This is a genomic window from Vibrio sp. HDW18 (genome assembly GCF_011306175.1).
GTDB classification, from domain to species: domain Bacteria; phylum Pseudomonadota; class Gammaproteobacteria; order Enterobacterales; family Vibrionaceae; genus Vibrio; species Vibrio chanodichtyis.
The window spans coordinates 147,048-166,573 of the sequence record NZ_CP049914.1 but is presented as its reverse complement, the minus strand read 5'-3'; the positions used below and the strand labels follow the sequence as shown (position 1 = coordinate 166,573).

The window sequence follows — 19,526 nt, the reverse complement described above, 5'->3', positions numbered from 1 at the left end:
ATATGGGCGGAACTTACTCAGTTGTAGCAAATATTGCTTGGGGGACATTTGTGGTCAACTAAAATGGTTGCGGCAACCAGCGGCTGCCGCTTTCAGGAGCGAATCAATCAGGCTATTTTTCGGCGTATTTCTCTAAACTTAACACTAATCCAATCGCGGCCAGCATCAGGAGTACGGCTAACATCCACTGTGATGGTTGAGCAGTGAGTGCTTCAAACTCAAATGGAGAGAGATTACGTTGCAATAACGGCACTGGTTGGCCTTGTGAATTGATCTGCCAAGAGAGGGTTTGTTTCCAAGGCCAGATCATTGGTAAGGTGCCGAGCATCAGCCCTGTGAGGAAAGTTAAGGTAATATCGCGGTAATAGCGCAGTAGCCAAGTGAGCAGATGAGAAAAACTGAGCAGTCCGATCACACATCCAGTTAAAAACAGTGCCAGAATATCCAGTTGAAAGGTTTTGACCGCATTGAGAATCGGAGTGTACATACCGATCAACAGCAAAATAAAACTACCGGAAATACCAGGTAAAATCATGGCACAAATCGCAATTGCCCCACAAATCAGCACATTAAAATAAGTCGGTTCAAGGTTTAGCGGTTTCAGCACCGTAATGCCATAGGCGAAAATAACGCCCGCTATTAACCAAACGGCACGTGATAGTGTCTTATGCTCGATTTGCCGTAGTATATGCCATACGGAGACCACAATCAGCCCAAAGAAAAATGACCAAATCGGGATCGGATGGGTGACTAATAACCAAGAAATCAACTTCGCTAACGTTGCAATACTGGTCGAAATTCCGGCAAATAGCGAAATCAGAAACCACAAATTGATGTGACGAATGACACCTGCCAAGCCTTGCTGTTTCCATACCGAAAATAAAGAAGGGTTAATGCGTCGAATGCTTTCCAGTAGCGTATCGTAAATTCCGGTAATAAAGGCGATGGTACCACCGGAAACCCCCGGCACAACATCGGCTGCGCCCATGGCGAGTCCCTTTAAATAGGTGATCAAGTAGTTCATTGTGTTTCCTGCCGATTGGATAAGAGCGCCATTATACCTGCTCTTGCTTTACTTGCAGCTGCACTTTTCTGCTGTCTTGTATTTAATAAACGGGCTTATCAAAAATCTGCTTGAGAGTTGTGATTAGCTATTGTTGGCTATTTTGAGTACTATCTCACACTATTTTCATTGATTAATTTATAGATAATTAGCATTCAATGGAAATTTGTCGGTTCAATATCATTGCTTTATATCGCCATTTGGCGGTTTATTAGAGGATAACTATCGCACTGGATTGATGTTGTGTTTATGCGTCACCAAGTTGGTTAAGACGCTCGCTTATCAAGGAGAGATGAGCTTGAAAATAAAAGAGGTACTATGAATCAAATCATTTCCATTGGAGCATTAGAGTCTTTTCTGATTGCTATCAGCGTCCTGTTTTTAGGTCACTTTATTAATCGCAACTTGCCGATTTTAACCAAGTTTAATATTCCTGAGCCGATTGTTGGTGGTTTAGTGGTTGCCTGTGTGATCACTGCCTTGCACTTCCACGGAATCGATATGGAGTTCTCATTACCACTACAAAATGTCTTTATGTTGATGTTTTTTAGCACAGTGGGACTGGCGGCCAACTACACCCAATTGATCAAAGGTGGGGCAAAAGTGTTCCTATTTTTGGCGGTGGCCTCACTGTTTATTTTGATCCAAAACGGCATCGGGGTTTCGTTGGCGGTAGGGCTAGGATTAGATCCTTTGTTGGGCTTGATTGCCGGTTCGATAACCTTATCCGGTGGACACGGTACTGGTGCAGCTTGGGCCAATACGTTTTCAGAAAATTATGGTTTAACCAACACCTTAGAAATCGCGATGGCCTCGGCAACCTTTGGGTTGATTATCGGTGGCATTATCGGCAGCCCAGTGGCACAAAAATTGGTCGACAAACACGGTATTGAATCTGAATATGGGCGTGGCACACAAACCCACGCGCGCTTCCCTGAGTTGGTGACCTATAACGATGATGAAGAAGATAAAGTCACCGCTAAAAAGGTGATTGAAATTCTGTTTATCTTGCTGATATGTGTTACAGGGGCGAAATATCTAGAAGCGTGGGTGAAAACCTTTGAGATCCGTTGGTTGATGATCCCAGATTTTGTCTACGCTTTGTTTATCGGTGTATTCATCACCAATCTGTTGCAAGTGACTAAGCTGCGTAAAGTGGATGCAGAAACCGTTGATATTTTAGGTACGGTGTCTCTATCGCTGTTTTTGGCTATGGCGCTAATGAGCCTTAAATTGTGGAATATTTTTGATTTAGCGCTGCCATTTTTGGTGATCTTGAGTATTCAATCGGTGGTATTAGGGATTTTTTGCTATTTTGTGACCTTTAAAGTGATGGGCGCGAACTATGATGCGGCCGTGATTTCGGCAGGTCATTGTGGTTTTGGTCTCGGTGCTACCCCAACCGCGGTGATGAATATGGGGTCGGTGGTGAAACGTTTTGGCCCTTCACCTCAAGCCTTTATGGTGGTTCCGATCGTGGGGGCCTTTTTTATCGATATTGTTAATTTAATTATTTTACAAGGGTTTATCTCATTTTTGGCTTAGGCCAGAGGTAACGCTTTAAATTATGTTATTGACGGACAAGGAGTCAGCATGAAAAACACCGTGTACCATGATGTGGATCATCACTGTTATCGAGTGGTATTAGAGGGTGATTATCAGGCCGTGGTGAGCTATCAGCATCAAGATCAGCACACTAACGTGTTGTACATTACCTCAACCCGAGTGCCGGATGAAATGCAAGGTAAAGGCTATGGTTCGGTGATGATGGAAAGTGTCTTGCCGGAAATTGAGCGTGCTGGCTTAACGATTGTGCCGGTGTGCAGCTATGTGGCGTATTATCTTGAGCGTCACCCGCAATGGCAGCATTTACGCCACCGTGCCACAACGGAATGATTGATCGGTGACCCAGTGTCTACATCGCTAACGTAAGATAATCAGCCAAAGAAGAATCGCCGTGCATGAGCGCGGCGATGAAACAGAGTCATCACGATCAGACTAATCACTACCGGAGTGATAATCACTAGCTTGGAAAACACCACGGCTTACTCAACACAAACTTGATTGCGGCCATTGGCTTTAGCGCGATACAGGGCTTTATCCGCACGATAGAAGGTACGCTGAGTATTTTCCCCTTCACGATGCAGAGTAATACCGATACTGACGGTTAAGCCACGTTCGCCAAGAATGTCTTGCCATGGGAAATTAAAAATACGCTGGCGGTAGATTTCGGCATGTTTGTGCGCAACCTCAGGGGGGACGTTTTCCAAAATCACCAGAAACTCTTCGCCACCAAACCGCACACAAGAGGCTCCGCGGAACGTAAAATAGCGGCTCAGTTCACTCGATACATTGACGATCGCTTTGTCGCCTACCAAATGACTGAGCTCATCGTTGATCGATTTAAAATGGTCAATATCCACCACTAAGAAAGCAAACGGTATTTCATGCAGCAGCAGATCTTTGAGCTTCATATCTAACCAGCGGCGGTTATGCAGTTGAGTGAGAGGGTCACTGAACACATCCTGTTGTAACTGTAATACAGTATTTTTCTGGTTTTCGGTGGTTTCTTTTAGCTCACGGTTTTCTAATTCAGACAGGATCAGTTTGAGTTGTAGTGCAAAGCGTGACAGACGACGCAATTGGATCGCACCTAACTCGCTGATCGGGATCTGTTTCATCAGATGGTTTTCAATCTGAAAGGCTTTTTTCTCATAAACTAGTGCGGTTTGGTATGTTCCTTCCAATTCAAGCACTTCACTGAATGCTTGGTATAAGCGCATCTCAAGAAAAGGTGAGTGAATGTTTTTTAAACGTTTTTCACTATTGCTGAGCAGTAAGATTGCAAGATGTGCTTTGCCCATTCTGGATAGGCAATGGGCTAACTCGATACGAAGCATACACATCAGCCAGTCTGATGGCGTTAATGAGGACGAGTATTGTGCATTGGCTAGGGTAAGCATGGCTTGGCTGACTTTACCTTGCTGTAAATACAGCTTGGCTTGATAAAGCATGATTTGCCCAGTCAGTAATTTATCGCTGACTAAAATACTCAACTCTTCGCATTCTTTGATCAGATTATTGGCAATCGCAAAACGGCCAAGGTTGATATAGCAAGCCAGTAAATAGAGTTTGTAGCGCAGACGCAACGCACGGCTGGAGATCGCGTGATCAATACTGTCAATTTTTTGGTAATAGCGTAGTGCTCGATTGTGATCGCCATAAGCGTCACACAAATTACCCATTCCGATCACTGCACGTACGTAGTCATCAATCATGCCATGTTCAACCGCAATATTTGAAATCGCGACATATTCTGCCAGTGCTGCTACATATTCGCCGAGATCGAGCAGTCGCTCACTTAAACTGTGTTTAATGGCAAGTAACAATTGCAGATCAGTGGGCAGTTCCAGTAAGGCAAGTGCAGCGCGTAGCTCTTCAACACTGGTGTGCCACTGTTTCATTTCACGGTGATATTCGGCACTGATGATGTAGCTCTGTGCGCGCTCTTGGGATGAGGTGGCGACATGCTGGCGCACATGGCTCCAGAAATGAATCGCCTCTTCCCCCGTTACCGTAGTGGCATCCAGTCCAGCTTGTTTAATTTTATTCAGCAGGCGTTCCATACACCTTTTCCCTGTGTTTGGCTTTCAATCAATTGCTCCAACGTAAATGGAAAGGAGAGAATATCTTGCAGTGTAATTTGCGGGAGTGGGCCGTCTAATCCTTTGCGGTACCATGGGTAAATTTCAATCATCTTGCTCATCACTTCAAATATCGCTATCGCGGCATCCCCTTTCTCTGCCAGTAGTAAGCCGAGGCGATCACTGCTCAGTCGAGCTAGTAGATCTTGTGGGGCACACAGTGAATGAAGGACTTCGGTACAGACATCGATATAGTTTGGATTGGGATGCAAAATGACCACCACGGCATGATTGGATTTTTTCAGCTCGGTTTTGAACAGCACCAATTGCTCCCACCAATAGGTTTCAGACACCACATTAGAGAGATGCTTTTCCGGGTCGAATTCGTGTTGACCGCGTATGCGGTTGATCAATTTACGCGCGCGTTGTTCGAGTTGACGTTTTGATGAATGAGCTTTGTCCATCCCAACGCGGATTGTCTGCTCGCGCAGCATCATTACGGTGTAGCGGCGGTATTTTTTAAAGGCAATTAACGCGGCTTGAGCATCACCATGCTCTTCTGCTACGCGCGATTGCTGATAACAGATTTGTGATAACAGTTCACCGTTATCAAACGAGCTGGCCACTTTTTCAGCCTTATTTAACCATTCAGCGGCGGCTGAAAAATTTTTACGCAGCAGCTCTAAACGTGCGCGGCTAATAAATGAGTGAGCTTGCATCCAAGTCAGGTTATTGGCAACAGCCAGTTCATGGGCTTTGCGTGTGGCTTGTTCTGCATCGTCAATTCGCTCTAAACCCAGTAGCGCCAAGCCTCTAAAATCCCACACTTCGGCTTGCCAAGTGACGTTAGCGTGATTTTGCAGCGCTTCTTCGGCACCATCGAGTACAGTTAACATTTCGACATATTGTTTTAGAAGATAGAGATCCCACGCATATAAAATTCGCGCTTTGCCTTCAAGCCAATCAAGACGGGTATTATTGGCCACTTTGATCGCCAGTTGATGGGTGGTACAGGCGAGTTGGTATTCATTGGTGATCCGCCAGATATTCCCAAGGCCAATCAGGCACTCAATCTCAATTTCTGGTTCATCAATCAGTGCGGACTGTTCTAAGGCATTAATCCAGAACTGCTGTGCAGTATAGTATTTGGCTTGTCCCCAGTAATGCAGCGCGTGGATATGCAGAATTTCTGGTAAACAATGATCAATATCGAGATTCCCCTGGCTGTGATAGGCTTCTTTGATGAATTTCAGCCCTGCCCGGTAGTCCATCTTGCACCACAAGCAGCGTGAGATGATGATCAACAGTTCGATGATGGCAGTGGTAAAATGGATCTGCCGAGCACGAATCAAACACTGCTCAGCTTGAAGCAATACCTTCTCTGGCTCAGCTTCAATGTTTGCTCTGAGCTGTTCAATTTCTATTTCAAGCAGAGATTGATGGTTGTCCAAAATACCGTCGTCCTTAGGCGATTTGATACTCATAATGGCAAGCCATTATAGGAGGCAAGTCGCTATTAAACACGAAGTTAGGCCAAACATCGGACACATTTATCATCTGATTAGATAATAATTAGTGTTACCTCACACTATGCTATTTGAGTCACTTAGGTGAACGGTTTGTTTCCTACTATAGATCTTATATTTGTAGAGATTGTCACTATAAATCAGTACTGGAGATCAGAATGCCGAATCCCCCTCTCAAAATTGGTGTGAGTGCTTGTCTGCTTGGTGCCAAAGTCCGTTTCGATGGCGGGCATAAAATCAGCCGTTTTATTACTGATGAATTGGCACGTTATGCAGAATTTGTCTCTGTGTGCCCCGAAATGGGGATGGGGTTGCCAGTACCACGGCCAACGTTACGGCTTATTTCAGAAAACCAGCGCATCCGGTTGGTGGAAACTAAAGATGGAGTTCGCGACCACACCGAGGCGCTGGAAAATTATGCGCAGCATAAAATTGCCGAACTGTCTGATAGCAAGCTTTGCGGCTATATCGTGTGTGCTAAATCGCCCAGTTGTGGTATGGAACGGGTGAAAGTGTATAAGAATAATGGCTCAGAAAAAGAAGGGGTTGGAATTTATACCCGAATTTTGCTTGAAAAAATGCCGTGGCTACCGGTCGAGGAAGATGGCCGCTTACATGACCCGGTATTGTGCGAAAATTTTATTACCCGCATCTACTGTTTGCACGATTTTTATACCCATTTAGGCGATGCAGCAAGTGCCAAAAAAGTGGTGGATTTTCACTCTCGATACAAACTGATGTTAATGGCCCATCATCCACAATCGTACCAAATGTTAGGACAGTTAGTGGCGCAGGTGAAACAGTATTCGCTTGAGACTTTTATCCAACAGTATCGTTTGGGTTTAATGCAAGCGCTGACTCAGCGTGCCAGCCGCAAAAATAACACCAACGTTTTAATGCATCTGCAAGGTTACTTTAAGCGTGTGCTTAACCCGCTGCAAAAAGCTGAACTATCGCAAGTGATTGAGAGTTATCGCATCGGTGAGTTGCCTTTGCTCGCGCCACTGACGTTGCTAAAACACTACCTAGTATTGTATCCAGATGCCTATTTGGCCCAGCAACGCTATCTCAATCCTTATCCTGCAGAATTAAAACTGCGCTATGGTTTATGAGCGACCGCGCGATCTCGTCGCCGATCATCGTCTTATCGCACAACACTAAGGTATTGGTATGCAATTGGTTTGGTTTCGTCGTGATCTGCGCAGTATGGATAACACCGCGCTTAACGCTGCTCTCGCCACTGGTGAGCCAGTCGTGGCGCTCTATATGGCGACTCCGGATCAGTGGCAGAAGCACCATTTAGCACCGATACAAGCGGATTTTATCTGGCGGCGTTTAGCCGTATTGCAGCAAGAGCTCGCTGCACTGAATGTGCCACTGTTGTATCAACAAGTGGACGATTTTAACTCGGCTGCCAAGGTGGTCACTCAGTTAGCTAGCACGCTCAATGTGACACATGTATTTGCCAATCGAGATTATGAGTTTGATGAGCAACAACGTGATCAGCGTACCGCACAATCTTTGGCTAAGGCCGGAATATTGTGGTCTGCATCAGACGATAAATGTTTATTCGCGCCCGGTAGCGTGCTGACTCAGCAAGAGCAATTATTTAAGGTGTTCACTCCCTTTAAGCGTCGTTGGCTCGCACTATTGCAGCCGCCACGCATCCGCAAAACTCTCCCAGCACCTGCATGGTCACTGCCGAATGAATTGAGTGCTTGGCTTTGGTATCCACAGCAAGCGTTTGGTTATCCAAGAGTGGACAGCTCGGCGTGGCCAGTTGATAGTCTGAGCTTGCATCGTCAGTTACACACTTTTTGCGGCGAGCGAGTACAGGATTATCACCAATCGCGTGATTTTCCAGCTCGTGATGGTACCAGTATGCTTTCGCCGTATTTGGCGATCGGTGCGTTATCGGTACGTCAATGTGTGGCGAGCTTATTTGCTGAGTCATCTGTTGGCGTGTTAAGCGAAGGTGGGCAAGTTTGGTTGAATGAACTGATTTGGCGAGAGTTTTATCAGCATTGGGTGGCTATCGATCCTAATCTTTCGAAAAGCGAGGATTTTCAGCCATGGGCAGCTCGCCTTGAGTGGTGGAATGAGGATGAGAAGTTTCGCCGCTGGTGTGAGGGCTGCACTGGCTACCCAATTATTGATGCAGCGATGCGTCAACTCAACCAAACCGGGTGGATGCACAATCGACTTCGTATGTTGGTCGCCAGTTTTTTAACCAAAGATTTGCATATTGATTGGCGTTGGGGTGAGCGTTATTTTATGAGTCGCTTAATTGATGGTGATTACGCAGCCAACAATGGTGGTTGGCAGTGGAGCGCCTCTACAGGTTGTGATGCACAACCGTATTTTCGGATTTTTAACCCGGTGAGTCAGAGTGAAAAATTTGATCCCAATGGTGATTTTATTCGCCGTTGGGTACCAGAGCTGCGTAGCGTAGCCAGTAAAGATATTCATCAACCGTGGGTGTGTTCGGCTGTCAATAGCGTGTCATATCCAGCGCGACTGGTTGATCATCAACAGGAAAGAGCAGTAACCTTACATCTTTATAAAATAGCGAAGGGATGATCAGCATTATGTGGCGCAAATTTTGGGCAATCAGTTGTACATTGGTGGTCAGTTGGCATGCCACTGCTGCCGTGTTTGATCTGCCTGTCGAAGGCAGTAGTATCGTCGGCAATACGCAGTACCATGAGATCCAGAAAGGTGAAATCTTAGCCGATATTGCTAAACAATATGAGATCGGTTTTTTAGCCTTGATGGCGGCCAATCGTGGCGTTGACCCATTTTTGCCACAACAAGGGTTTGTATTAGCAATCCCAGCTCAGGTTATTTTGCCCAAAGTGGCTTATGAGGGCATAGTGATCAACCTAGCTGAATTGCGTCTCTACTATTTCCGCCCCGATCTGGGCAAAGTGTATATTTTCCCAGTGGGGATTGGCCGGATTGGGCGTGATACACCAGTGATGCAAACCTCAATTAGTAGTAAGCGCAAGGCCCCGACTTGGACACCTCCCGCCTCCATTCGTAAAGAATATCTCGCAAAAGGTATTGATCTGCCGGCTATCGTTCCTGCTGGGCCAGATAATCCGCTTGGTGAATATGCGATGCGTCTGGCTTATGGGCCGGGGGATTATTTGATCCATGGCACCAACAAAGATTTTGGTATCGGCATGCGGGTGAGTGCTGGCTGTATTCGTATGGAACCGAAAGATATTGAATGGCTATTTCAGCAAGTTGAACGGGGCGAGAAAGTACGCATCATTAATGAACCGATCAAAGTGGCGTTAGAGCCAGATCGCAGCGTATTTATTGAAGTACATGAACCTCTTACCCGCAGTAATGGTGTAAAAACTGAATTAGCCATACCGCAAGAGCTCAGCTGGTGGTTAGCTGAGCACCAAATTTCTGATGCGAAAGCTCGCGCCGCGGTTTTAGCTCAAAATGGCGTGCCAGTTGAAATCGCCCCAGCGCAGTGGGATTTGTTAGCGCAGTAATCTGATGATCAAAATGTGATCAAAAAAAGAAAGAGCCAGCAATCGCTGGCTCTTGTTCATTCGAGTGATCACTCAATGCTTATTTAGTATAAGACTGAGCAATGTTGTCGATACGTTCATTAGCGCGTGCGGCTTCTTCTTGTGCTGATTTCGCTGCGTTGGTTGCTTGATCCACTTTTGATGACAGTGCCGCAACTTGTGAGTTCAGTTCGCTGACCTGAGTGCTGATTTCATTCATTTTTGCAGTGCTAGCTTCATCAGGACCAGAGGCGCAACCGGCTAATAGAAGTACAGAAGACGCTGCTGCTGCGATTAACATCTTGTTCATAGAGAACTCCTTAAACTTTTAAACTTAGTAATTCGGTATCAGTTACAGTTACGTCCTATACTTGTGAGAAATTTCAATAAGGACAATCAGATTGTAGTCGCTATTTGGTATAAAACTAGTCTTGAAAAGTAAAATTTTTCCAATAATTTGACAAAGAATCAACAAATTGGCCTGGTGCTCAATCCTGAATGGATGATTGTCCCTTTTTTATTCAGCAAGCTGATGGGTTGGCGGATTATTTGCTGGCTTGACTATCTATAAATAGACGATTTGCGCTATGATAGCGGACTTTTTCGTGATCTCGTTGACACTTTAAAATATAACCAAAGATGGAGAATACTTTGCAATTCAAAGATTTAGGCTTAGATAATCGCTTACTGAAAAATTTAGCGCATTACAATTTCAAACAAGCGACAGAGATCCAACAGCAGGCGATTCCGTTAATCATTGCCGGACGAGATTTGTTGGCTTCATCTAAGACCGGTTCAGGCAAAACCTTAGCCTTCGTGTTGCCGATGTTACACAAATCTTTAAAGACCAAAGCGTTTTCTGCCAAAGACCCACGTGGGATCATTTTGGTGCCGACCCGTGAGTTGGCTAAACAAGTGTATGGTGAGCTACGTTCAATGCTCGGTGGTTTAAGCTATACCGCGACGTTGATCACTGGTGGTGAAAATTTTAACGATCAAGTCAAAGCGTTAGCGCGTGGTCCGCGCTTTATTGTCGCGACACCGGGGCGTCTTGCCGATCACCTTGATCACCGTTCGCTGTTCCTCGAAGGGTTGGAAACCTTGGTGTTGGATGAAGCAGATCGCATGCTCGATTTAGGCTTTGCTAAAGAGCTGCGTCGTATTCATCATGCGGCCAAGCACCGTCGCCGTCAGACATTAATGTTCTCTGCTACTTTAGATCACGCTGATGTGAATGACATGGCGATGGAGCTGCTTAATGAACCGAAACGGATTGCGATTGGGGTTGGCAGCGCTGAACATAAAGACATTACCCAGCATTTTTACCTATGCGATCATCTTGATCACAAAGAAGCTCTATTAGATCGTATTTTGGCGGATGCCGACTATCGCCAAGTGATCATCTTCACGGCAACTCGTGTTGATACTGATCGCCTGACCGAAAAGCTCAACCAGCATAATCTGAAAGCGGTGGCACTGAGTGGTAACCTTAATCAGGCTCAGCGTAATACCATCATGAGCCAATTTGAGCGTACGGTGTTTAAGATCCTAGTGACGACCGATGTGGCTTCGCGTGGTCTTGATATTCCATCAGTGACCCATGTGATCAACTTCGATATGCCAAAGCATACTGAAGAGTATGTGCATCGGATTGGTCGCACCGGCCGGGCGGGTAATAAAGGTGATGCGATGTCACTGGTGGGGCCGAAAGATTGGGATAGTTTCAAACGAGTCGAAGCTTTTTTACAACAAGAGCTGCAGTTTGAAGTACTCGAAGGTTTAGCCGGTAAGTTTAAAGGTTTAAAACCGCGCCAAACTACGCCAAAAGCAGCACCTAAGCAGCGTGTCACCAAAACCAAAGCGCCGACTAAAGCCAGCAAACCCGCCGCGCGTGATAAAAGTTTTTACCGCAATGTTGCGGTGGGTGATGCGGTATTTATTCCGAAAAAGAAAGTGGCAGCCCAGCCAGAAACTGATCAAGAAGATGCTATGGAATAAATTCAGAGGCTTGGCCGAGTCGAAGGTTAGCGCTGATTGGCCAAGATTATCGGCATCGCTGTAGGCACTCTAGCACGACGAGTGCTGCGCCGAGGATCGAGATTTGATGATACCCCTTACATGACGAATGTAAGGGGTATCGTCTATTATGGTCTTTACATGGATAACATCTCATGTATACCCTTCCTACTTGAAGCTGCAGCGGTGTTGGCGACGTTCGTTCACCCCAATCACATAGTTTGCCTATGCTCATGGGGACTCACTCACTTGCCGCCTACCTGCAACTCCAAGTTGTTTGGGTATATCAAGCGTGGGTGGTAATACGATAATTTTGATGATCGGCGATCCTAACGGCGCGAACTGACTGATGTTGGATGACGTTATTGACGACAAAAGCTGACGACAGAAGCTGAGGTGTCATACAGGGTTCAATTAACTGAAACATAATTGTCATATTTACCGCCTAAAGTGAGCCTCGTTCAACTGAAACGCAACGGCAACCTAGCCACTTATAGGAAATTTGTGATGAAAAAGACAGTAATCGGTGCTATCGCTCTTATGGGCGCACTTGCAGTAAATCCAGTTATGGCGAAAGAGACAATTTCAGCAGTGGGCTCAAGCAGTGTTACACCGCTGATGGAAGTATTTTCTGAAACGTACGCAAAAAGTAATCCTGAAGTCTTCATTGAAGTTCAAGGCCCAGGTTCTTCAGCGGGCATCAAAGCTGCTAAAAATGGCAGTGCTCATTTTGGTATGTCATCACGTAATCTGAAAGATTCAGAAAAAGAGCCAGCGCTGATTGAAGAAGCGATTGCTCTGGATGGTATCGCGGTGGTGGTTCACCCAAGCAATGCAGTGAAAGGTTTAACCTCTGAGCAAGTTTCTCAAATCTATAAAGGCGAAGTGACTAACTGGAAACAAGTGGGTGGCGAAGACAAGCCTATCGTTGCAATCACTCGTGATACCGCTTCTGGTACTCGTGGTGCATTCGAAGACATCATGGCACTGAAAAAGAAAGTGTCAGATAAAGAAGTTTCAGCGATTTCACAACGTGCACAAGTAGCAAACGGTAACGGCGCACTGAAAACAATGGTGGCTTCAAACCCTTACGCTATCGGTTACATCTCTTTGGGTACCGTTGATAGCTCAGTGCACGCGCTAGCGGTAAACGGTGTTGAAGCAAGCGTTGATAACGTGAAAAACGGCACTTACCAAGTTTCTCGCCCATTCCTAGTGCTTTACATGCAAGGTAAGCCATCTGCTGCAGCTCAGAAATTCCTAGATTGGATGCTGTCAGATGAAGCACAACAGATTGTAGCCGCAAAAGGTTACATCACCGCTAAGTAATACGTTTTACCCTCTTTGCCCGACCCGATTTGGGTCGGGTACTTTGTTTTGAACGACATCCGTTCGATAGGTGATTTATGACCATCGCAACCAATAGTGACAAGCTTATGGATAATACCTCTATACGTGGTCTGCGTGAGCAGCGACGTGTTGACTGGAAAGAACGTATCTTTCACGGTTTGTTTCTGACCAGTGCCGTGATTGGCATTGTTTCTCTTGCCATCATCGCGTACTTCATTGTTCGTGAAAGTATCCCAGCGTTCCAAGAAGCTGGCGTGTCAGGCATTGTGCTTGGCCAAGATTGGCTCCCTCCTGCACTGTACGGTGTCGCGACTATGATTGTCGCTTCTGTCGTATCAACCTTTGGTGCGGTGATTGTTGGGGTGCCAGTTGGGGTACTTACCGCCATTTTTATTGCTGAAGTTGCTCCGAAACGGGTGGCGGATGTGATCCGCCCGGCGGTTGAACTGCTTGCGGGCATTCCTTCGGTGGTTTACGGCTTCTTCGGTTTAGTAATTATTGTACCGCTGATCCAAAATGTGTTTCAGGTTCCAGCCGGTAACACCATTTTGGCCGGGATTATCGTGCTTGGCGTGATGATTCTACCGACAGTGATCACGGTATCGGAAACCTCGATTCGTGCGGTTCCTCGCGCCTACAAAGAAGGCTCATTAGCACTTGGTGCATCGAGCATTTACACCATCTTTAAACTCCTAGTTCCTGCGGCTCGCTCTGGGATCATGACTGGGGTTATCTTAGGCATCGGCCGTGCGTTAGGTGAAACGATGGCGATCATCATGGTAATGGGTAACGCCCCAGCCATGCCGGAAGGTCTGCTGGATGCAGCACGCACCTTAACCGCCAATATTGCGATTGAAATGTCTTACGCAAGCGGTATTCATGCTAATGCGCTGTACGCGACTGGCGTAGTGCTACTGGTGTTCATCATGATGTTGAATGCGGCATTGTTGTACTTGAACCGTGAGAAAGCGAGGTAATGGGCATGGATCGTGTAAAACTAAAACAGGCGCGTGAGTTTAAAGATAATGTGCTGCGTGCGTTTATCTGGATTTCTGCGGCATTGACGGTCGGTTTCCTGTTCTGGATCATCTGGTACATTTTGTCTAACGGTTTGCAACACGTTAACTGGAAATTCATTACTGACAACTACACCCATACTGGCGATGAACACGGCATTTTCCCGATGATCGTGGCGACGCTCTACATGGTGGTTGCCTCAATTGCGGTGGCGGCACCTATCGGTATTATGACCGCGATTTATCTGACTGAATACGCCAAAGTGGGCAGTCGTTTAGTCAAAATCATTCGTTTTTGTACCGAATCGCTAGCGGGTATTCCATCGATCATTTTTGGTCTGTTTGGTATGACTTTCTTCGTCGCGATTTTGGGGCTAGGTTTCTCGATACTCTCTGGTGCGTTAACCCTGAGTATCCTGATTTTACCGGTGATCATTCGTACCACCGAAGAAGCGTTGATGTCGGTGCCACAGACCTATCGTGAAGGTTCTTATGGTGTCGGTGCTTCAAAAATTTATACTATTCGTCGGCTGATTTTGCCCAGTGCAATGCCGGGGATTTTAACTTCTGTTATTTTGAGTATTGGCCGTGTGATTGGTGAATCGGCTCCGGTGTTTTTGACTGCAGGTATGGTGGCACGTATTCCGAATTCTCTGCTTGATTCGGGACGTACCTTAACCGTGCACTTATACAAGTTGACCACCGAGCTGTTTACTATCGAAGAGTGGAATCAAGCTTATGGCACCGCCACTGTACTGATTGTGGTGGTACTGCTGATCAACATGATCACCAAGTTAATTGCCAAACGATTCAATACTGCGACTTACTAAGCCATTGACAGAATTTAGAGATAATCCAATGAAAACGACCAAATTTAATATTGAAAACCTTGATCTGTTCTACGGTGAAAACCAAGCGCTGAAGTCGATCAACCTGCCGATCCCAACTCGTCAAGTGACGGCGCTGATTGGCCCTTCGGGCTGTGGTAAATCAACCTTACTACGCTGCTTGAACCGCATGAATGATTTGATTGAAGGGGTGAAAATTACCGGCAAACTGACCATGGATGGCCAAGATGTGTATGGCAATATCGATGTCTCTGATTTGCGCATTCGCGTTGGTATGGTATTCCAAAAGCCGAACCCATTCCCGATGAGTATTTATGAAAACGTCGCGTATGGCCTGCGTGCGCAAGGCATCAAAGATAAAAAATATCTTGATCAAGTGGTTGAGCGTTCACTGCGTAGCGCGGCGTTGTGGGATGAAGTGAAAGATCGCCTGAAATCTCACGCCTTTGGCCTCTCTGGTGGTCAGCAACAGCGTTTATGTATTGCGCGCACCATTGCGATGGAGCCGGATGTGATTTTGATGGATGAGCCGACTTCGGCACTCGATCCGATCGCGACCCATAAAATTGAAGAGTTGATGGAAGATCTGAAAAAGAATTACACCATCGTGATCGTGACCCACTCAATGCAGCAAGCGCGTCGTATCTCAGATCGCACCGCTTTCTTCTTAATGGGTGAGTTGGTTGAACACGATGAAACCCAAGTTATCTTCAGTAATCCACGTGATGATCGCACGCGTGGTTACGTTAACGGTGACTTTGGCTAATCAATACTGGTGAATTATAACTATAAGCGATGGTAAATTTTGCCCCTCAATGAGGGGCTTTTTTATGGCCGCATTTTATGCAACCATAAACCAAGCTCGCTATGAGCCATTTGAGCTGACCGCTAATAAAACCTCGCGAGCTTGGTTTATTGGCCGGTTAAGTGAGCGAACCTCTCAATCTTGGCATAAAAAAAGCGCCATCGTAATGGCGCGGATTAAAGAGTGATCTAGCGACTAGAACAGCAGATGAGCAACGGCGGCAATCACAGGTAAAGTGATCAAGGTACGCAAAATGAAAATCACAAACAGTTCGAAAATATTGACTGGAATACGGCTGCCAAGCAGCAATGCACCCACTTCCGACATGTAGATAAGCTGAGTGACCGACATTGCCGCAATCACAAAACGGGTCATCTCATTATCAATTGAGGCGGCTAAAATCGCAGGGATAAACATATCGGCGAAACCAACCACAATGGTTTTTGACGCGGCGGCGGCTTCTGGGATGCCGAGCAGCTCTAAAAATGGGATAAACGGTTGACCAAGAATTGCAAATAGCGAAGTGTATTCCGCAATCACCAGTGCAATCGTACCAAGCCCCATCACGACAGGTAATACGCCAAACACCATATCCACCGCGTTACGCACGCCTTCGGCCAGCACCGATTTTACCGAACGGACTTTGCCCGCTTTGGCCAGTGCCAGCTCTAAGCCCCAAGAAAACGCGCTATGGCCAGTAGGGATGGCGCCCGCATCGGGATGTGGCTGAGTGCCATCGATATAAACATCTTTTTTCCATGCTAAAGGCGGGAGGCGAGGGATCACGATTGCCGCGACAAAGCCAGCTAAACACACCGCACCATAAAAGGGTAAAAACAGATGCTCCAGTTCAACTTGTGCAATCACCACTAAACTGAATGTGATGGAAACCGCCGAAAAAGTTGTGCCGACGACGGCAGCTTCACGCTGGGTATAAAACTTACCCTCATACTGTTTGCTGGTGAGTAGAATCCCGACACTACCGTCACCCAGCCAAGAAGCCATACAGTCAATCGCGCTACGACCTGGGAGGTTAAAGATAGGACGCATCACTTTGCTCAGTAGGCTACCGAGTAGTTCCAATAAGCCGAAGTTGAGCAGTAAAGGCAGCAGTAGCCCTGCAAAAATAAACACCGAAAATAGAGTTGGCAGCAAACCTTCTAGCACTAAACCGCCAGTATTTTCTTCCCAAATCGCTTGTGGACCGATTTGAAAGAAGGTCATGATCACCGCTGCGCCACCGATCACCCGCACCGCCAACCAAAGCCAAGATGGGTTAAACAAACTGTTTAAGAATGGGCGTTGCATAATCCAGCGTGGTTGAAACAACTTACTGAGCACCGAAGCGATCGCCATAAAGGCAATGATAGTGGTGACGATGGTCACCAAAGAATCACCTAATAGCGCTTGAATCGACTTCGCTAATACCGCAACCGGAATGGTTAACGAACCATCATAACGAATGGGGGCCATAAACAAAAAAAGCCCGATCAGCGAAGGGATCAGGAATACCCACAGATGGCCAGAATTTGGATTAACTGGTGGCTTTAAGGTTTGCGCATTATCTTGCATGTGTTGTCTCTATCAATGCTGCGTCATCACGACGCACTGTGCTGTTGAAAGTTGCCACACCCTGGCATAAACATTCACTGAATTTCCGTATTTAATCAGTGGCGGCAAGAATATCTATTTTCGACTACCTTCGCAATACTATTCATTTATTTTGGGTATGCATTCAAATTAAATGGCTGATGTTTTTATCCTGAACAGAGTTTTGTCTATTAATGGTTAATCTTGATGGTGAAGGTGTTACTGACTGGTGAAGATCATCACTGGCATTACGATGGTTTTTCCAATCCTCACAATTAAAAAGCCCTCCGAGTTTAGAGGGCTTGGTGATCTTTGGTTCGCTGCCGATCGGTTATCAACGGGCAGTGATCAACTTAGCTTGAATCAAGCGGGCTTAATTGACAGTTTGCTGGGTAGCTGCCGCTTGGGTATCAATTTCGCTGAGTGCCGCGCTCAGTGCACGGGCAAATTCTGGGTAGACATTGTGTTCACCGATTAACGTGATGATCCCCGCTTTGGTTAACTTATGCGCTACGCGGTGATTCGCTCCTGAAATCAGTACCTTAATTCCGCGCTTATGGAAGCTTTGGATGATCTCTTCGAGCATTTGAATACCAGTAATATCCATAAAGGGTACCCATTTCAAACGCAAGATCAGAATGTGCGGCGTCTCTTGGATACTGCTCATCACCCGCTCAAATGTTTCGGCAGCGGCAAAGAAAAATGGTCCTTCTAACGCGTAAACGGCTAATTCACGCGGCAGGGTGGTTTTACCTTGCTCGGCCAGTTCGTAACTCATCTCTTGTGAGCTGCTGGCTTTAACTTCAACGCTGGCTGCCATGCGTTTGACAAAATGCAGCATGGCGATGATCACCCCAATATTGACCGCCACCACCAAATCAGCAAACACAGTTAAACCGAAAGTTAACAGCAAAATCGCCACATCGGCCCGCGGAGCTCGTTTCGCCAGTTGCACAAAATGGTGAGCTTCACTCATATTCCAAGCCACGACAAATAAAATGGCACTTAAGGTGGCCAGTGGAATATTGACCGCTAAAGGTGCTAACACCAACAGGATGATGACTAAGGTCAGCGCATGCATTATCCCTGCGATTGGGCTGGTTCCACCGTTACGGATATTGGTTGCGGTCCGCGCAATCGCGCCGGTAGCCGCAATACCGCCGAATAAGGGTGCGACAATATTGGCAATGCCTTGGCCAACTAGCTCTTGGTTTGAATTGTGTTTGGTGCCGGCCATACCATCGGCGACCACCGCAGAGAGTAACGATTCAATCGCTCCAAGCATCGCAATCGCAAAGGCGGGGCCAATCAAGGGGATCATTTGGCTCAGGCTGAGATCGGGGAGCGCAAATTGTGGTAAACCTTGTGGAATGCCACCAAAAGCCGAGCCAATGGTACGCACTCCCTCAAACCCGATAATATATTGCAGTAATGTCACTACGATTAAAGCCAGCAGTGGGCCTGGTACTTTAGCCAGCTTGGGGATCTTAGGACCAAAAATCACCAGTGCCAGCGATAATAGCGCTAATAATGTGGTGGTGAGATGAAACTGGGGTAAGGCGTGCAAGATTGCCAGCAGCTTTTGATGAAAGTGCTCACCCTCAATTTGTGGAAGTCCAAAGAAATCTCGCCATTGGCCAACCCAAATAATCACTCCAATACCAGAAGTGAAGCCGACAATCACTGGGGCTGGAATATAACGAATGATGCTGCCTAACCGTGCTAATCCCAAAATGATTAAAATAATTCCGGCCATAATGGTGGCAATTTGTAATCCGCTCACGCCATGCTCAGCGACAATGGCGGCCAGAATGACAATAAACGCACCAGTGGGGCCGGCGATTTGTACCCGTGAGCCACCGAACAGCGAAACAATAATCCCAGCGATAATCGCAGTATAAATACCTTGCTCTGGTTTTACCCCTGAAGCGATCGCAAATGCCATGGCTAATGGGAGTGCCACTACCCCGACTATTAATCCTGCAATAATATTGTTGAGCCACCGCTTGGGTTGTAATTGGCCGGCTTGATAGGATTCATAGATGGCAAACATATTTGATTACCTTAATAAAAATAGGGAAATGAAAACGGCGAGGATTTTACGCTCATTCTATAGGCTGTAAAGGGGCTATTTTTGCAGA

The 19,526-nt window shown here is 46.4% G+C and carries 16 protein-coding genes and 1 pseudogene; 11 read left to right on the top strand and 6 right to left on the bottom strand.

From position 1 onward, the window contains the following. Positions 1-112 precede the first annotated feature (112 nt). Positions 113-1,024 carry a DUF368 domain-containing protein gene (locus tag G7083_RS12575; RefSeq protein ID WP_166015185.1) on the bottom strand — a complete coding sequence of 304 codons (912 nt, stop codon included), beginning with the start codon at positions 1,022-1,024 and terminating at the stop codon, positions 113-115. 357 nt (positions 1,025-1,381) lie between these two features. On the opposite strand from G7083_RS12575, the gene gltS reads away from it, so the two are divergent. Beyond that, entirely contained in the window at positions 1,382-2,608 is a 1,227-nt protein-coding gene (gene gltS / locus G7083_RS12570; RefSeq protein WP_166015184.1) for a sodium/glutamate symporter, read from the top strand. Between the two features lie 48 nt (positions 2,609-2,656). Next, positions 2,657-2,959, top strand: coding sequence for a GNAT family N-acetyltransferase (locus tag G7083_RS12565; RefSeq protein ID WP_166015183.1), 303 nt, complete (start codon positions 2,657-2,659; stop codon positions 2,957-2,959). Positions 2,960-3,108: 149 nt separating this feature from the next. Here G7083_RS12565 and G7083_RS12560 read toward each other — a convergent pair whose 3' ends face one another. Together G7083_RS12560 and G7083_RS12555 are read right to left on the bottom strand one after the other, a co-directional pair. Next, complete coding sequence (locus G7083_RS12560) at positions 3,109-4,689, bottom strand: GGDEF domain-containing protein (protein ID WP_166015182.1); 1,581 nt, start codon at positions 4,687-4,689, stop codon at positions 3,109-3,111. Next, a pseudogene (locus G7083_RS12555) lies at positions 4,670-6,158 on the bottom strand (hypothetical protein). The gene G7083_RS12560 and the pseudogene G7083_RS12555 overlap by 20 nt, the downstream one beginning before the upstream one ends. A gap of 233 nt (positions 6,159-6,391) precedes the next feature. On the opposite strand from G7083_RS12555, the gene G7083_RS12550 reads away from it, so the two are divergent. The 3 genes from G7083_RS12550 to G7083_RS12540 are packed head-to-tail and all read left to right on the top strand — an operon-like array spanning position 6,392 to position 9,742. Continuing rightward, on the top strand, positions 6,392-7,345 hold the full coding sequence (locus G7083_RS12550) for a DUF523 and DUF1722 domain-containing protein (protein WP_166015181.1): 954 nt from the start codon (positions 6,392-6,394) through the stop codon (positions 7,343-7,345). Between the two features lie 58 nt (positions 7,346-7,403). Next, positions 7,404-8,813, top strand: a complete 1,410-nt coding sequence (phrB, locus tag G7083_RS12545) for a deoxyribodipyrimidine photo-lyase (RefSeq protein ID WP_166015180.1) — start codon at positions 7,404-7,406, stop codon at positions 8,811-8,813. A gap of 8 nt (positions 8,814-8,821) precedes the next feature. Next, positions 8,822-9,742, top strand: coding sequence for a L,D-transpeptidase family protein (locus G7083_RS12540; protein WP_166015179.1), 921 nt, complete (start codon positions 8,822-8,824; stop codon positions 9,740-9,742). Positions 9,743-9,821: 79 nt separating this feature from the next. Here G7083_RS12540 and G7083_RS12535 read toward each other — a convergent pair whose 3' ends face one another. After that, complete coding sequence (locus G7083_RS12535) at positions 9,822-10,070, bottom strand: Lpp/OprI family alanine-zipper lipoprotein (RefSeq protein ID WP_166015178.1); 249 nt, start codon at positions 10,068-10,070, stop codon at positions 9,822-9,824. A 341-nt stretch (positions 10,071-10,411) separates the two neighbouring features. Here G7083_RS12535 and G7083_RS12530 point away from each other — a divergent pair, with 341 nt between their 5' ends. From G7083_RS12530 to G7083_RS12505, 6 genes are all read left to right on the top strand, one after another. Next, on the top strand, positions 10,412-11,758 hold the full coding sequence (locus tag G7083_RS12530) for a DEAD/DEAH box helicase (protein ID WP_166015177.1): 1,347 nt from the start codon (positions 10,412-10,414) through the stop codon (positions 11,756-11,758). A 525-nt stretch (positions 11,759-12,283) separates the two neighbouring features. Continuing rightward, positions 12,284-13,105: a phosphate ABC transporter substrate-binding protein gene (locus tag G7083_RS12525; protein ID WP_166015176.1), complete on the top strand. Its 822-nt coding sequence runs from the start codon at positions 12,284-12,286 to the stop codon at positions 13,103-13,105. Positions 13,106-13,182: 77 nt separating this feature from the next. Next, a complete protein-coding gene (gene pstC, locus G7083_RS12520; protein ID WP_166015175.1) occupies positions 13,183-14,103 on the top strand; it encodes a phosphate ABC transporter permease subunit PstC in 921 nt (306 codons plus the stop codon). Positions 14,104-14,108: 5 nt separating this feature from the next. After that, positions 14,109-14,972, top strand: coding sequence for a phosphate ABC transporter permease PstA (pstA, locus tag G7083_RS12515; RefSeq protein WP_166015174.1), 864 nt, complete (start codon positions 14,109-14,111; stop codon positions 14,970-14,972). A 28-nt stretch (positions 14,973-15,000) separates the two neighbouring features. Beyond that, entirely contained in the window at positions 15,001-15,756 is a 756-nt protein-coding gene (gene pstB, locus G7083_RS12510) for a phosphate ABC transporter ATP-binding protein PstB (RefSeq protein WP_240911952.1), read from the top strand. A gap of 64 nt (positions 15,757-15,820) precedes the next feature. After that, positions 15,821-15,982: a hypothetical protein gene (locus G7083_RS12505; protein WP_166015172.1), complete on the top strand. Its 162-nt coding sequence runs from the start codon at positions 15,821-15,823 to the stop codon at positions 15,980-15,982. Between the two features lie 8 nt (positions 15,983-15,990). Here G7083_RS12505 and G7083_RS12500 read toward each other — a convergent pair whose 3' ends face one another. Together G7083_RS12500 and G7083_RS12495 are read right to left on the bottom strand one after the other, a co-directional pair. Next, positions 15,991-17,367 carry a YjiH family protein gene (locus tag G7083_RS12500; RefSeq protein WP_166015171.1) on the bottom strand — a complete coding sequence of 459 codons (1,377 nt, stop codon included), beginning with the start codon at positions 17,365-17,367 and terminating at the stop codon, positions 15,991-15,993. A gap of 391 nt (positions 17,368-17,758) precedes the next feature. Next, positions 17,759-19,438: a SulP family inorganic anion transporter gene (locus G7083_RS12495; protein ID WP_166015170.1), complete on the bottom strand. Its 1,680-nt coding sequence runs from the start codon at positions 19,436-19,438 to the stop codon at positions 17,759-17,761. Positions 19,439-19,526 lie beyond the last annotated feature (88 nt).